A 13211-nucleotide genomic window follows, 5' to 3' on the forward strand; every position below is an offset into this window, starting at 1 on the left:
CGAGGATCGAGGTGAGTGTGGAAATCCTCCTGTTGGTGACGGCCCGCGCGGGTGAGCCCTCCGCCGTGCTCCCCGCTCTGGACCTGCTGCCCCACTCCGTGCGTACCGCGCCTCGCGACGTGCGCACGCTGGTGTCGGGCCCCAGCCCCGACGCCGTGCTGATCGATGCGCGCACGGAGCTCTCCGAGGCCCGCGCCACCTGCCGGATGCTGCACGCGACCGGCAGCGGTGTGCCGCTGTTCGCGGTGGTCACCGAGGCGGGCCTGATCGCGCTGAACGCGGACTGGGGCGTCGACGACGTCATCCTGGCCGGTGCCGGGCCGGCCGAGGTCGAGGCCCGGCTGCGCCTGGGCGTCGGCCGGCTGAACAACGCCACCGCCGCCGGTGGCGGTTCGATCCGGGCCGGCGAGCTCACCATCGACCCGGACACGTACGCCGCGAAGCTCAAGGGCCGCCCGCTCGACCTCACCTACAAGGAGTTCGAGCTGCTCAAGTTCCTGGCGCAGCACCCCGGCCGGGTCTTCACCCGCGACCAGCTGCTGCGTGAGGTCTGGGGCTACGACTACTTCGGCGGCACCCGCACGGTGGACGTGCACGTGCGGCGGCTGCGCGCCAAGCTCGGCTCGGAGTACGAGGCGATGATCGGCACCGTGCGCCAGGTCGGCTACAAGTTCGTGGTGCCGCCCTCCGGCCGCCAGCTGCCCGACAACGAGCCTGTGTCGCTGCCGGTCTAAGCTCGCGCACCATGACGGATGTCCGGTCCACGAACCGGCTCACCCCCGCCGAGGTGGCCGACGTGCTCGCGCTGGCCACCGCGGCCGAGGAAGCCGACGGCGTGAGCCCGCTCTCCGAGGAGGGCGTGCTCGGGCTTCGTGGGACGGCACACCGGCACCTGCTCGCCCTCGCCGAGGACGGGGGGCTCGCCGGGTACGCGTACCTCGCCGGAACGGCGGGCGAGCTGGTCGTGCACCCGAAGCACCGGCTCCGCGGGGCCGGCACCGCCCTGCTCGCCGCGGCCGGGCCGGGCGAACGGCAGTTCTGGGCGCACGGCGACGAGCCGGCCGCCCGCGCGTTCGCCGAGAAGGCCGGTTTCACCCGCTCCCGGGTCCTGTGGCAGATGCGCCGCCCGCTCACCGACCTGCCCGAGGTGCCCCTCCCCGCGGACGTACGGGTGCGCGCCTTCGTGCCGGGCGCCGACGACACCGCCTGGCTGGGCGTCAACGCCCGGGCCTTCGCGCACCACCCGGAGCAGGGCCGCTGGACGCAGGAGGACCTGCGGCTGCGGTTCGCCGAGCCGTGGTTCGACCCGGCGGGCTTCCTGCTCGCGGTCGACGCCGAGGATCGGCTGCTCGGCTTCCACTGGACCAAGGTGCATCCGGCGACGGCCGGCGAGCCGGCGCTGGGCGAGATCTACATCCTCGGCGTGGACCCCGGCGGTCACCGGCGCGGGCTGGGCGCGGCCCTGAGCGTGGCCGGCCTGCGCCACCTGGCGGGGCGCGGCCTGGGCGAGGTCCTGCTCTACGTCGACGAGTCGAACCCGGCCGCGGTCGCGCTCTACCGCCGCCTCGGCTTCGAGATCCACACCACCGACGTGCAATACCACCGTTCCTGACGAACAGTGGCGCGTGCCACTCGAAAGCGGGACAGGTTAACGGAAATGGTTGGGCATTTCGGTCACCCAGCCCCGTCGTTCACGTAACGGACAACCGCTCATCAGCCACAGGCAACGATTCGGGGTCCAACCGTTCACCCTTCGTTCATTTAGCCCCGGGAAGCCGGTCACCTGGCCCTCCTACCTTTCCGGGTGTGCCGATGAGACCTCGGCCGGCCGGGACTGCGCAGCCCGGAGCAAGCTCACTCGAAGGGAACACCGTGAAGCTCCAGCGGTACTACGTTGCCGGCATCGCCTTGACGACCGCCCTCGCGCTCTCCGCGTGCGGTTCGGACAACACCGACTCGTCCGCGGCGCCCGGCGCTTCCGCGGCCAAGAGCAACTGCGCTCCGGGCCAGCTGACGGCCCAGGGCTCGTCCGCGCAGAAGAACGCGATGGACGAGTGGATCAAGACCTTCCAGGGCCAGTGCGGCGCCGAGACCAAGATCGGCTACGAGAGCACCGGCTCCGGCGCCGGCATCCAGGCCTTCATCGCCGGCACCGCCGACTTCGTCGGCTCGGACTCGGCCCTGAAGCCGGAGGAGCAGCCGCAGGCCGACGCCAAGTGCCCCGGCGGCCAGGCGCTGCACCTGCCGATGGTGACCGGCCCCATCGCGGTCGTCTACAACGTCGAGGGCGTCGAGAACCTCCAGCTCTCGGCCCCGACCCTCGCCAAGATCTTCAGCAACAAGATCACCAAGTGGAACGACCCGGCCATCGCCGCCGAGAACTCCGGCGCGAAGCTCCCGGCCACCGCGATCCAGGCGGTGCACCGCTCGGACGAGTCGGGCACCACCGACAACTTCACCAAGTACCTGAGCAAGAGCGCCGAGGCCGACTGGACGTTCGGCAACGCCAAGGCCTGGAAGGCCCCGGGCGGCACCGGCGCCAACAAGTCCGACGGCGTCGCGTCGCTCGTCAAGAGCACCCCCGGCACGATCTCCTACGTCGAGCTGTCCTTCGCCGAGAACAGCGACCTGAAGAAGGCGAAGATCAAGAACGGCGCGGGCGAGTACACCGAGCTGACCGGCGAGAGCGCCGGCAAGACCATCGCGGGCGCCAAGATCGCCGGCACCGGCGACGACCTCAAGCTCGACATCGACTACGCCACCAAGGAGGCCGGCGCCTACCCGATCGTCCTGGTCACCTACGAGATCGCCTGCAGCAAGGGCAGCCCGAAGGCCGCCGCCATCAAGGGCTTCCTGAGCTACACCGCCAGCACCGGCGGCCAGGCGGCGCTGGCCGAGCTCGGCTACGCCCCGCTGCCGGAGTCGGTCCGCAGCAAGGTCGAGGCCTCGGTCGCCAAGATCTCCTGACCTGCCGCGAAGATCCCCCTTCTAGACGACAGCGAGCGAGCGAATGGGTGACTATCCCTCCCGCTCGGCGGACTCCAGCGCCGGCGGACCGGGTGTGACAGAGCGTCACACCGGGTTCGCCGGCAACGGCGTTGCGCCGATCTCTCCCGACGGCCGGCCCCCGCTGGGCGGCGGGAATGCCCTGCCCACCAAGGCGCGGTTCTCCATGGAGACCGGCTTCCGGGGCCTGAGCACGGCCGCCGGTGCGATGGTGCTGGTCATCATCGTGGCCATCGCGATCTTCCTGGTCAGCAAGGCGGTGCCCGCGCTGAGCGCCAACACCGAGAACTTCCTGACCTACAAGGCCTGGTTCCCCAACGAGACCGAGCCGCGGTTCGGCATCGCCGCGCTCGCCTTCGGCACCCTGCTGTCGTCCGTCATCGCGCTGGTCGTCGCCGTGCCGATCGCCCTGGGCATCGCGCTGTTCCTGTCGCACTACGCGCCGAGGCGGCTGGCCACGCCGCTCGGCTTCGTCATCGACCTGCTCGCGGCCGTACCGAGCGTCGTGTTCGGTCTGTGGGGCCGCGACGTCTTCTCCCAGCCGGTGCACGACCTCTCGGTCTGGCTCAACAAGTACTTCGGCTGGCTGCCCATCTTCGGTGGCGACGGCCCGTTCGGCCGCTCGATCCTGCTGGGCGGCCTGGTGCTGGCGATCATGGTGCTGCCGATCGTCACGTCCCTGTCCCGGGAGGTCTTCCAGCAGACGCCCGGGATGAACGAGGAAGCCGCCCTCGCGCTCGGCGCCACCAAGTGGGAGATGATCCGCACCGCGGTGCTGCCGTACGGCAAGCCCGGCGTCATCGCGGCGGTCATGCTGGGCCTGGGCCGCGCGCTCGGCGAGACCATCGCCCTGGCGCTGACCCTCGGGACCACCTTCACCATCTCGGTCAACCTGATCGAGAGCGGCGGCAACTCGATCGCCGCGAACATCGCCAACACCTTCGGCGAGGCCACCGGCACCGGCCGCGGCGCACTGATCGCCTCCGGCCTGGTCCTCTTCGCCATCACCCTGGTGGTCAACATGGCCGCGCGAGCGATCATCTACCGCCGCCGCGAGTTCCGGGACAGTGCCGCATGAGTCTGCTCGAAAGGGAAACCCCCGGCGTCGCCATGACGCCGGACAACATCCGCTCGAAGAAGCTGCCGGTCGCCGCCGACCTCGGCATCGCGGGCCTGGCCCTGGCGCTGTCCGCGGCGGTCGTCCTCGGCCTGGGCATCGGCAACTGGGTGCTCGTCGTCGTCCTCGGCGTCGTCTTCTACCTGGCCGGCCTCTACTTCGGGGCGAGCCGCGTCGAGGGCCGCCGTTCCGCGCGCAACCGCATGTGGCGCGCCGCGATCTACGTCGCCTGCGTCCTCGCGATCCTGCCGCTGGCCTCGGTGGTCTGGACGCTGGTCTCCAAGGGCGCCGCCCGGCTGGACGCCAACTTCTTCGGCACGTCGATGAACAACATCGGCGCCCGCGACCCGAACGGCGGCGCCTACCACGCCATCGTCGGCACGCTGGAGCAGGTCGGCCTCGCCACTGTGATGGCGGTGCCGCTCGGCGTGCTCGGCGCCATCTACCTGGTCGAGTACGGCCGCGGCCGGTTCGCCCTGACGGTCCGCTTCTTCGTCGACGTCATGACCGGCATCCCGTCCATCGTCGCCGGCCTGTTCGTGCTGGCGTTCTGGGTGCTCATCGTCAGCCCGTGGTTCAACAACGGCACGCCGCGCTTCTCCGGCTTCGCCGCCTCGCTGGCGCTGACGGTGCTGATGCTGCCCACGATCGTGCGGTCCACCGAGGAGATGCTGCGGCTCGTGCCCGGGCCGCTGCGCGAAGGCGCGTACGCGCTGGGCGTACCCCAGTGGAAGACGATCGTGAAGGTCGTCCTCCCCACCGCGCTGCCCGGCATCGTCACCGGCATCATGCTCGCCGTGGCCCGCGCGGCCGGCGAGACCGCGCCGGTGCTGCTCGTCGCCGGCGGCGCCGCGGCGATCAACTTCGACCCGTTCGGCGGTAACCAGTCGTCGCTGTCGCTCTTCGTCTACCAGCAGGCCGGCGACGCCTCGAAGTACGCGCCGGACCGCGCCTGGACGGCAGCGCTGACGCTGGTCGCCCTGGTCCTCGTCCTGACCATCGCAGCGAAGCTGCTCGCCCGCCGCAACCGGCTGTCCTGAGGTAAAGGTGTCCCCCATGGCCAAGCGCATCACGGCGAGCAACGTCTCGTCCTACTACGGCTCGTTCAAGGCGATCGACAACATCTCGATGACCGTCGAGCCGAAGACGATCACCGCCCTGATCGGCCCGTCCGGCTGCGGCAAGTCGACGTTCCTGCGGTCCATCAACCGCATGCACGAGGTGCTGCCGGGTGCCCGCATCGAGGGCCGGCTGACCATCGACGACCAGAACATCTACGACCCGGACGTCGACGTCACCGCCGTACGCCGGATGATCGGCATGGTCTTCCAGCGCCCCAATCCGTTCCCCACGATGTCGATCTACGAGAACGTGGTCGCGGGCCTCAAGCTCAACGGCGTCAAGAAGAAGTCGGTGCTGGACGAGGCCGCCGAGCGGTCGCTGACGTCGGCGAACCTCTGGGACGAGGTCAAGGACCGGCTGAACCGTCCGGGCGCGGGCCTCTCCGGCGGTCAGCAGCAGCGGCTGTGCATCGCCCGGACCATCGCGGTAGAGCCGCAGGTCGTGCTCATGGACGAGCCCTGCTCGGCGCTCGACCCGATCTCGACGCTGGCGATCGAGGACCTGATGTTCAAGCTGAAGGACCGCTTCACGATCATCATCGTCACGCACAACATGCAGCAGGCCGCCCGGGTCAGCGACAAGACCGGCTTCTTCTCGATCGACAAGACCGGCGAGCCGGGCCGCCTGATCGAGTACGACGACACCCAGAAGATCTTCAGCAACCCGTCCGAGCGCAAGACCGAGGACTACATCACCGGCCGCTTCGGCTAGGTCCTCAGTCCGGGATCCGCACCACCGCGCCGCCGTCGCCGGTCAGCTCCACCTGGGGCATGACCGGCACGGCGGCGTTTCTGGTCGCGGTCGCTGCCACGAGATCCTCCACCTTCCCGTACGCGGACAGCTGGTCCAGTGTCACCCGCGTCGGCGGCAGCATGGCCAGGCCGTCGGCGGCCGCCGGGCGGATCCAGGCGGTCGCCTCGGCCTCGCCGGACACGTCCCGCGCCGTCTGGGCCTCCGGCAGCAGGGCGACGAAGAACCAGGTGTCGAAGCGCTTGGGCTCGAACTCCGGGGTGATCCAGCGCGCCCACGGGAACAGCAGGTCGTCGCGCAGCCGCAGCCCGCGCCGCGCCAGCAGGTCCGTCATGGTGAGCTCCCGGGCCGCCACGGCGCGGCGGTCCGCCTCCCAGTCCTCGCCGGTCACGTCGCCGACCGTGCGGTCCGGTTCGCCGACCGGGCCGGCCAGCAGCACGCCCGCCTCCTCGAACAGCTCCCGCGCGGCGGCGCCGACGACGGCCCGCGCCTGCTCGCCGGGCACGCCGAGCCGCTCCGCCCAGTCCGGCCGCACGGTGTCGGGACGGTCGCCGGGATCGACGCGGCCGCCGGGGAACGCGTGGACCCCGCCGAAGACCATCGTGGCGGCGCGCCTGAGGATGTACACCTGGAGGGTCTCCGGGTGCACGAGCACGACGGTGGCCGCGGCGCGCGCCTCGGCGGGAGTGCCGCGGAAGTCGCGGGCCTTCTGGACCATGGCGGCAGGCAGCGGGATCACATGGCTCACGCCCCGATCCTTCCCCATCCAACCGCCCCACCCACCATCCACCACCCGATCAAAGGCTGCCGGCCACCACCACGGCGATACGGTGGCGACCATGACCACCACGCGCTGGGGCATCCTGGGCACCGGCGGTATCGCCGCCACCTTCGCGGCGGACCTCGCGCAGGTCCCCGGCGCTTCGCTCGCCGCGGTGGGCTCGCGCACCCCCGAGGCGGCCGCCGCGTTCGCCGCCCGGCACGGGTTCGCCCGCTCCCACGGCTCCTGGGCCGGCCTGGCCTCGGACCCGCAGGTCGACGTCGTCTACGTGGCGACCCCGCACGCCCACCACCGCGAGGCGGCGGCGACCTGCCTGGCCGGCGGCAAGGCGGTGCTCTGCGAGAAGCCGATGACCCTGGACCGGGCCACGTCGGCGGAGCTCGTCCAGGAGGCGCGCGGCCGCGGGCTGTTCCTGATGGAGGCCATGTGGATGCGCTGCAACCCGGCGGTCCGCAAGGTCGCGGCCCTGGTCGCCGACGGCGCCATCGGCGACGTCGTCACCATCCACGCCGACCTGGGCCTGCGTGGCCCGTTCGCGGCCACGCACCGCCTGCGCGACCCCGCCCTCGGCGGCGGGGCCCTGCTCGACCTCGGCGTCTACCCGGTGCACCTGGCGCATCTGCTGCTGGGCACCCCGTCGACGGTGCAGAGCTGGGCGCGCCGCACCCCGGAGGGCGTCGACGAGACCACCGGCATCCTGCTCGGCTACGACCGGGCCGCGGTGGCGGCCCTGACCTGCAGCATCGCCGGAGCCTCCCGCAACGCCGCCACGATCACCGGCACCCACGGCAGGATCGACCTGCCGGAAGGCTTCTACGCGCCGAGGTCCTTCGTCCTGCACCGCGAGGACACCGAGACCTTCGGCTTCCCCTTCGAGGGCAACGGCTACCAGTACGAGGCGGCCGAGGTGCAGCGCTGCCTCGCCGAGGGGCTGCTCGAGAGCCCGCTCGTCCCGCACACGGCCACGCTGGAGGTCATGACCCTGCTGGACACCGTCCGCGCCGAGATCGGCGTCGTCTACCCCGCCTAGAGGTCCAGCACGCCGACGGTCTGCCCGCCGCTGCGTTCACCGGTCGGCCGGAAGCCGAGTTTCCGATAGAAGTCTTCCGGCCCGCCGGGCCGCGGCTCCCAGGTCACGTACGCCCGAGCGCCGCCGCGGGCCCGGATCTCGGCGCAGACGGCCTCGACGGCGAACCGCCCGTATCCGCGCCCCTGCGCCTGCGCCGCGATGTTCAGCCGCCACACGCCGGACCGCAGGTCACCGGGATCACGGGCGGGGTCCCAGGGAATGTCGAGGAAGGCCATCAGGAAGCCGACCACCTTGTCACCGTCGTGGATCAGCCGCGGCCACGCGTACTCGGCGAACACGTACGCCTCCGCCAGCGACTTGACCACCGGCTCCACCAGATCCTCCTGGTCGGGCCGCACCGTGACCGCGAGCGCCGCCTCGTAGTTCTCCGGGGTGATCTTCTCCAGCCGCATGCGGCGGACCCTAGCCCGCGCCCCCGACCCCGGCGACCGGATTACCGCTCGTCGCCCGGCTCATCGGCCGGCCAGTTCCCGAATCGAATCCCGGCGCCCCCAGGCGATGAACACGAAGAGCCCGAACAGCACCACGGGCGTGAGCACCAGCGCACCGCCGTGCAGGATGACGGCCTGAGTGACGGCGGCACCGACCATGAGCAGCGCCAGCCCCACCGCCGCCGGCCCGGCAAGCCGCGGCACGAGCAGTCCCACACCCCCGGCCAGCTCCACCAGCCCGATGAAGTAGCGGAACCAGGTCGCGGCCCCCATGTCCTCGAACGTCTGCACGGCGGTCGCCTCCCCCACCAACTTGGGCCCCGCCGACGCGACGACGAGGAACAACCCGAGGAACACCTGAAGCCCCCAGAGCGTACGGTGCAGTCCCCGCCCGACGGACTCGGTCGCGGTCTCGATGGCAGTCATGGCGCTCGTCCTTTGCTCGAAGGTACCGACGCCTACTCAGACTCCCGAGCCCCGCCGAACTCATCGCCCCGCCGGAAACTACCTCCGCCACCGCTGGCTTCCCCACCGCTCCGCTGCCGCAGCGTCGCCTGCAACTCGTCGGGATCGAGAACGAGCACGATGTTGCCCCGGTCCCGGGCCACCGAGTCGACATCGATCAGAATGCCGTCGACGTCGACGGTGACGCAGTCGTTGTCCTCTTCACTGAGCTTGATGATCAGGTCGTTACGCGGCATCGTCCGAACCTCGTCCCTCTCGTTCCGGTGATGCATCCATGTGCTGGACCGACCCGGGGCAGGCGAGTGTCCTGCCACAGGTGGGGCACCAGGCCTGCTTGGCCTTGAAGGTCAGCAGCCCAGCGAGGAACGAGGTCGAGAAGCGCATCGAATTGAAGCAGTCCCGGCAACAGTTACTGACCCGCGCCTTTCCCACCCCGCCTTCGGTCGAGGCAATCATCAGCGAGGCGGTGCTGATGGCGGAGCCGAAGCCCGAAGTGACGATGCGCAGACAGGTGTGGCATCTCCTCCAAGCGACCGAGTTGTCGAACGTCTCTATCCGCATCCTGGCCGGACCGGTTCTGGTCTTCCCCGGGGCGGAGTGGGCCGCATTCATCGACGCTGTCCGGGATGGCGAGTTCGACACCTGAGCTCCGGCCGGCGGGTCGCGTCGATGTGCTTCGATGGCGCGAGGAGGCGGGGCCGGATGACGAACTACGCGCGCATGTACCGCTGGGGGGTCACCCCCTGGGAGCGTTACGGGAAGGCCGCCGCCGGCAGCATCGCGGCCCTGCTGGACCGGGAGGAGGCGGAGCGTTCGCGTCCGCCGGGCCGGGCGCTCGATGTCGGCTGCGGTCGCGGCCAGTTCACCCCTGAGCTGGCTCGCCGGGGCTGGCAGGCCACAGGGATCGACTACGTGCCGGCCGCGATCGAAGCGGCCCGGAGCAAGGGCGACGACGTCACCTACGTCGTGGCGGACGCGACCGATCTGGCGGCGGCTTCCCTGGGAACGTTCGACTTCTTCCTCGACGTCGGCTGCTTCCAGGGTTTCGGGGCCGCTCAGCGGCAGGCGGTCGGGCGGGGCCTCTCGGCGCTCGCGAACCCCGGGGCCACGCTGCTGATGCTGGCCTTCGGGCCGAGCCGGTTCCGGTCGCTGGCGGGTGGGGTCTCACCGGACGAGGTGACGTCGGCCTTCCCGGGCTGGACGCTGGTCGCGGTGGATCCCGCGCAGACCGAGGGGCTGGGCTGGCCCATGAACATGACCAGGCCCCGCTGGTACCGGCTTCGTCGCCCCTGAGGCGTGTTCGGTAAGTCCGGTCAGAGAGAAGCCTAGCCGCCGTCCCGGCAGGACATCGGTATCGTTGCATGGGTGATCGAGCTGTTGTTCGAGCCGGGTGACCTGGCTCGGATCCGCTTCGCGCGCTCACCCGTGCAAGAGCTCATGAGCAGCATGCGGATCGCCGGTCACACCGATCGGACCCGGATGCACCAGCCGTGGGTGCGATCGGTGCGCGGGGCCGTGTCCGCCCTGCGGCTCGACCTGCTGCGGCCGCTGCTCGCCGGCCGGCGATACGTGCCCGACTTCCTGACGCCGCCGCCGGGCCGGATGGACACCAGGTTCGCCGACGAGCTGGCCCGGGTGCGCAGCACGCCGGAGGCGACCGTCCGTGCGCAGCTGGAGCTGCTCGCCGGGGACGGCGCGCTGCCGGAGGCGTTGCTGCCGCTGTACGAGGATCCGGAGCGGCACCTGGGCCGGCTGGCCGCCGAGATGCAGGCCTACTGGCGGGTGGCGATCGATCCGGTCTGGTCCCGGCTGGCCGGGCTGCTCGATGCCGAGATCGGCCACCGTGCCGACCAGCTGACCTCCGGCGGCATCGTGCGGCTGCTGGGCAACCTGCACTCGGAGCTGGAATACGCCGACGACGCGTTGCGGATCCTCTGGCCGGCCTGGCAGTCGCAGAGCCGGCTCGACGGGGCCGGGGTGCTGCTGGTGCCGTGCGTGTTCGCCTGGCCCTCACTGCTGGTCGACACCGATCCACAGTGCCCGACGCTCGTCTACAGCCCGCGCGGTGTCGGCCAGGTCTGGGACGGCTCGGCCCGGTCGGCGACGCCGCCGGTCGCCGATCTGCTCGGCCGCAGCCGGGCGGCGCTGCTGGCGCGGCTCGACCTGCCGCTGTCCACCACGCAGGTCGCGCGGGACCTCGGGCTGAGCGTGGCGGCGGTCAGCGAGCACCTGTCCGTGCTGCGCCGGTCGGGGCTGGTCCGGTCGCGCCGGGCCGGTCGCCAGGTGCTCTACCAGCGCACGGCACTCGGCACCGACCTCCTGGGAGCCGGTGCGGGCGCGAGCATTCGGTGAGCGCCGAATCGTGGAGCCGCCGCGGCGCATCAGCACACCATGTCCGGGACAGCGCAACGGACATGAGGGAGGCCACACATGCGCGTGGCGAAGGTATTTGTTCTGGCGGCGGCGATGGTGGCGGTGTCCGCGGTGCCGGCTGCCGCCTCCGGATCCGGCACCGGCGGCGGCGGCGGATGGGAGCCGACGAGCACGCCACCGTTCGTCATCCCGGCCGGGGACGTGTGCCCCTTCGAGGTCAAGGGCGACATCGTCCGTGACCGCGAGCGGATGCGGACGCCGGCGACCTACCCGGACGGCTCGCCGAAGGTGCAGGACTTCGAGGGAGTGCTGGTGATCCGGTACACCAACACCGGCAACCACAAGTCGGTCGTCCGCGACGCGACCGGCTCCGTCCGGGTGTACTACCTGGAGGACGGCACCCGGATCTCGCAGCTACGCGGCCACAACGCCCTGCCGATCAAGGCGTCCAACGTGGGCTTCCCCGGCGGCGACTACATCACTCACGGCGACTTCGTCGTGATCAGGCACCCGGACGGCAGCCGCGAGGTGCCGGTGCGGCTCGGCACGATGGAGAACCTCTGCGAGACGCTCGCCTAGTACCGGCACCGGCCCGCGATCCGGTCGGCCGCCTCGGCCGACGCCACCCGCCACCGATCCCGGCCTGCGCGGTGACCGGCGGCCACTGCACGATTCCCGATCGGCTCCACGAGCCGTCGATGATCACGCAGTGGCCGCCGTTGCCTGGCCCGCCGACGGCTCAGCAGGTCGGCTTGGCGTCGTCGGTGTTCGCCGGCTTGTGCGTGGCGGCCGCAGCCGCGGCGCTGTACTGCTGTGCGTAGGCGGCATGCACCGTGGGGTCCTCCAGCTGCAGCATCACCTCGTCGGAGCCGCGCAGGCTGCCGCCCTTCCAGTTCAGGCTGCCGGTCCACACGATCTTCCGGTCGCCCCTGCCGTAGTACTTGCCCTCGATGGAGAAGTTCTTCGAGTGGATCCAGATCGGGTCGCTTACGCAGTAGTACCGGACAATGACGCCGTTGTAGGCGTTGGTGGTCTTCTTGAGCAGCTTGGCCAGAGCGGTGCCCTGGCCGGCGTTCGACGGGTCGTACCGCAGGTTGACCAGGACGTAGCAGCCCGCGGCGTCGAGCGCGACCAGCTTGTCGGCGATGTACGACAGGGCGAGCTCGGTCATCGTGACCCGGATGACCGTACGGTGGTCGCCGGACGTGCCGACGCTCGTGTTGCCGAAGCACTCCGTGTTGTTGAGGATCGTCATCACGGTGTCCTCGGACGGGTCCCCGGTCAGGCTGGCCCCGGCACGCGGGTAGTAGAAGACCTTGGCGGTGCTCGCCTGCAGCGGGTCGCGGGTGTCGTAGTAGTTGTTGTCGACCCGCTTGGCCTTGAGGTCACCGAAGTAGCCGGCGAGCGAGTCGAAGAGCGCCTTGTTGCCGGCGACCTCCAGCGCGTCGTTCCAGCCCATGCCGGCGTCGCGCCAGCCCGCGCCGGTCAGGTTCACGGAGGTCTGCACCACCACGTTGTCCACCCCGAGGGTCCGGGTGAACAGGGAGAACTTGTTGTGCATGATCGACCAGTCGCCGGCGTCCGCGATGCATCCCCGGTTGGGCGGGCAGGTCATGAAGAACGACGCCTTCGCGGTGTCGGTGCCCAGGCCGTTGGTGAGCACGTCGACACTGGCCGTGTTGACCAGGGTGTCCGAGTCGGCGATCACCTGCACGTTGACGCCCCGCTGCTTCGCTGCCACCAGCGCATTCGGGATGTTCAGGGAGTACATCGTGTAGGTGGCGAGCCGGATGGTCGAGCCGGTCTCGGCACCGTTGATCAGCTCCAGCAGGCGGGTGAAGATCTTGTCCTTCGCCGCGGTGTCGCCCAGCGGGTTGGTGAAGATGGCGTGGGTGTACGGCGCTTCCGCGGCGAGCGCCGGGCTCGCCGGTACGCCGGCGCCCGCCAGCGCGACCACGACGGCAGCCACGGCAGTGAGCACCCGGCGGCTCCGTGTCCGCACCGCCGCACGCCAACGCCGACCCGTATTGATCCTCATGCATTTCCTCCCGGCAGACGCGCCCGGCCCGTCCGATT

General features: G+C 70.8%; 16 protein-coding genes. 11 read left to right on the forward strand and 5 right to left on the reverse strand.

Annotated elements, in window-relative coordinates; all coding sequences use genetic code 11:
* The first annotated feature begins 17 nt into the window (after window positions 1–17).
* From IEY99_RS04085 to pstB, 6 genes are all read left to right on the forward strand, one after another.
* Window positions 18–734 (forward strand): winged helix-turn-helix transcriptional regulator, encoded by a 717-nt coding sequence (locus tag IEY99_RS04085; RefSeq protein WP_189200609.1) that lies wholly within the window; start codon window positions 18–20, stop codon window positions 732–734.
* Window positions 735–745: 11 nt separating this feature from the next.
* Window positions 746–1612, forward strand: coding sequence for a mycothiol synthase (gene mshD, locus IEY99_RS04090; protein ID WP_189199384.1), 867 nt, complete (start codon window positions 746–748; stop codon window positions 1610–1612).
* Between the two features lie 260 nt (window positions 1613–1872).
* A complete protein-coding gene (gene pstS / locus IEY99_RS04095; protein WP_189199385.1) occupies window positions 1873–2967 on the forward strand; it encodes a phosphate ABC transporter substrate-binding protein PstS in 1095 nt (364 codons plus the stop codon).
* A 43-nt stretch (window positions 2968–3010) separates the two neighbouring features.
* Window positions 3011–4084, forward strand: a complete 1074-nt coding sequence (pstC, locus tag IEY99_RS04100; protein WP_189199386.1) for a phosphate ABC transporter permease subunit PstC — start codon at window positions 3011–3013, stop codon at window positions 4082–4084.
* Between the two features lie 32 nt (window positions 4085–4116).
* Window positions 4117–5163, forward strand: coding sequence for a phosphate ABC transporter permease PstA (gene pstA / locus IEY99_RS04105; RefSeq protein WP_189200611.1), 1047 nt, complete (start codon window positions 4117–4119; stop codon window positions 5161–5163).
* Window positions 5164–5179: 16 nt separating this feature from the next.
* Complete coding sequence (pstB, locus tag IEY99_RS04110; protein WP_189199387.1) at window positions 5180–5956, forward strand: phosphate ABC transporter ATP-binding protein PstB; 777 nt, start codon at window positions 5180–5182, stop codon at window positions 5954–5956.
* A 4-nt stretch (window positions 5957–5960) separates the two neighbouring features.
* Here the strand turns inward: pstB and IEY99_RS04115 are convergent, their stop codons facing one another.
* A complete protein-coding gene (locus IEY99_RS04115; RefSeq protein WP_189199388.1) occupies window positions 5961–6761 on the reverse strand; it encodes an NUDIX hydrolase in 801 nt (266 codons plus the stop codon).
* A gap of 73 nt (window positions 6762–6834) precedes the next feature.
* Here IEY99_RS04115 and IEY99_RS04120 point away from each other — a divergent pair, with 73 nt between their 5' ends.
* Window positions 6835–7806, forward strand: a complete 972-nt coding sequence (locus tag IEY99_RS04120) for a Gfo/Idh/MocA family protein (RefSeq protein WP_189199389.1) — start codon at window positions 6835–6837, stop codon at window positions 7804–7806.
* Here the strand turns inward: IEY99_RS04120 and IEY99_RS04125 are convergent.
* From IEY99_RS04125 to IEY99_RS04135, 3 genes are read right to left on the reverse strand one after another with little or no spacing between them, the layout of a single operon-like run.
* Window positions 7803–8258 carry a GNAT family N-acetyltransferase gene (locus IEY99_RS04125; RefSeq protein ID WP_189199390.1) on the reverse strand — a complete coding sequence of 152 codons (456 nt, stop codon included), beginning with the start codon at window positions 8256–8258 and terminating at the stop codon, window positions 7803–7805. The two genes, IEY99_RS04120 and IEY99_RS04125, sit on opposite strands and share 4 nt — an antisense overlap.
* Window positions 8259–8318: 60 nt before the next feature.
* Window positions 8319–8723 (reverse strand): DoxX family protein, encoded by a 405-nt coding sequence (locus tag IEY99_RS04130; RefSeq protein ID WP_189199391.1) that lies wholly within the window; start codon window positions 8721–8723, stop codon window positions 8319–8321.
* A gap of 32 nt (window positions 8724–8755) precedes the next feature.
* Window positions 8756–8998: a hypothetical protein gene (locus IEY99_RS04135; protein WP_189199392.1), complete on the reverse strand. Its 243-nt coding sequence runs from the start codon at window positions 8996–8998 to the stop codon at window positions 8756–8758.
* Between the two features lie 98 nt (window positions 8999–9096).
* On the opposite strand from IEY99_RS04135, the gene IEY99_RS33960 reads away from it, so the two are divergent.
* From IEY99_RS33960 to IEY99_RS04155, 4 genes are all read left to right on the forward strand, one after another.
* On the forward strand, window positions 9097–9408 hold the full coding sequence (locus IEY99_RS33960) for a DUF397 domain-containing protein (RefSeq protein ID WP_229798093.1): 312 nt from the start codon (window positions 9097–9099) through the stop codon (window positions 9406–9408).
* Window positions 9409–9464: 56 nt separating this feature from the next.
* The gene (locus IEY99_RS04145) at window positions 9465–10055 is read left to right on the forward strand and encodes a class I SAM-dependent methyltransferase (RefSeq protein WP_229798095.1); all 591 of its coding nucleotides are present in this window, start codon (window positions 9465–9467) and stop codon (window positions 10053–10055) included.
* A gap of 72 nt (window positions 10056–10127) precedes the next feature.
* Window positions 10128–11114 (forward strand): DUF5937 family protein, encoded by a 987-nt coding sequence (locus IEY99_RS04150; protein WP_189199393.1) that lies wholly within the window; start codon window positions 10128–10130, stop codon window positions 11112–11114.
* A 78-nt stretch (window positions 11115–11192) separates the two neighbouring features.
* Entirely contained in the window at window positions 11193–11714 is a 522-nt protein-coding gene (locus tag IEY99_RS04155; RefSeq protein ID WP_189199395.1) for a hypothetical protein, read from the forward strand.
* Window positions 11715–11874: 160 nt separating this feature from the next.
* Here the strand turns inward: IEY99_RS04155 and IEY99_RS04160 are convergent, their stop codons facing one another.
* The gene (locus IEY99_RS04160; protein ID WP_189199397.1) at window positions 11875–13116 is read right to left on the reverse strand and encodes a phospholipase D-like domain-containing protein; all 1242 of its coding nucleotides are present in this window, start codon (window positions 13114–13116) and stop codon (window positions 11875–11877) included.
* Window positions 13117–13211: the final 95 nt, after the last annotated feature.

The sequence above is a fragment of the Couchioplanes azureus genome (assembly GCF_014648355.1).
In the GTDB taxonomy this organism is placed as follows: Bacteria; Actinomycetota; Actinomycetes; order Mycobacteriales; family Micromonosporaceae; genus Actinoplanes; species Actinoplanes azureus.

Bases quoted from the DNA above. Each gene is read 5' to 3' on its own strand.
- mshD (WP_189199384.1), top strand. From the start codon at position 746: ATGACGGATGTCCGGTCCACGAACCGGCTCACCCCCGCCGAGGTGGCC.
- pstC (WP_189199386.1), top strand. From the start codon at position 3,011: ATGGGTGACTATCCCTCCCGCTCGGCGGACTCCAGCGCCGGCGGACCG.
- pstA (WP_189200611.1), top strand. From the start codon at position 4,117: ATGACGCCGGACAACATCCGCTCGAAGAAGCTGCCGGTCGCCGCCGAC.
- pstB (WP_189199387.1), top strand. From the start codon at position 5,180: ATGGCCAAGCGCATCACGGCGAGCAACGTCTCGTCCTACTACGGCTCG.
- IEY99_RS04115 (WP_189199388.1), bottom strand. From the start codon at position 6,761: ATGGGGAAGGATCGGGGCGTGAGCCATGTGATCCCGCTGCCTGCCGCC.
- IEY99_RS04120 (WP_189199389.1), top strand. From the start codon at position 6,835: ATGACCACCACGCGCTGGGGCATCCTGGGCACCGGCGGTATCGCCGCC.
- IEY99_RS04125 (WP_189199390.1), bottom strand. From the start codon at position 8,258: ATGCGGCTGGAGAAGATCACCCCGGAGAACTACGAGGCGGCGCTCGCG.
- IEY99_RS04130 (WP_189199391.1), bottom strand. From the start codon at position 8,723: ATGACTGCCATCGAGACCGCGACCGAGTCCGTCGGGCGGGGACTGCAC.
- IEY99_RS04135 (WP_189199392.1), bottom strand. From the start codon at position 8,998: ATGCCGCGTAACGACCTGATCATCAAGCTCAGTGAAGAGGACAACGAC.
- IEY99_RS04145 (WP_229798095.1), top strand. From the start codon at position 9,465: ATGACGAACTACGCGCGCATGTACCGCTGGGGGGTCACCCCCTGGGAG.
- IEY99_RS04155 (WP_189199395.1), top strand. From the start codon at position 11,193: ATGCGCGTGGCGAAGGTATTTGTTCTGGCGGCGGCGATGGTGGCGGTG.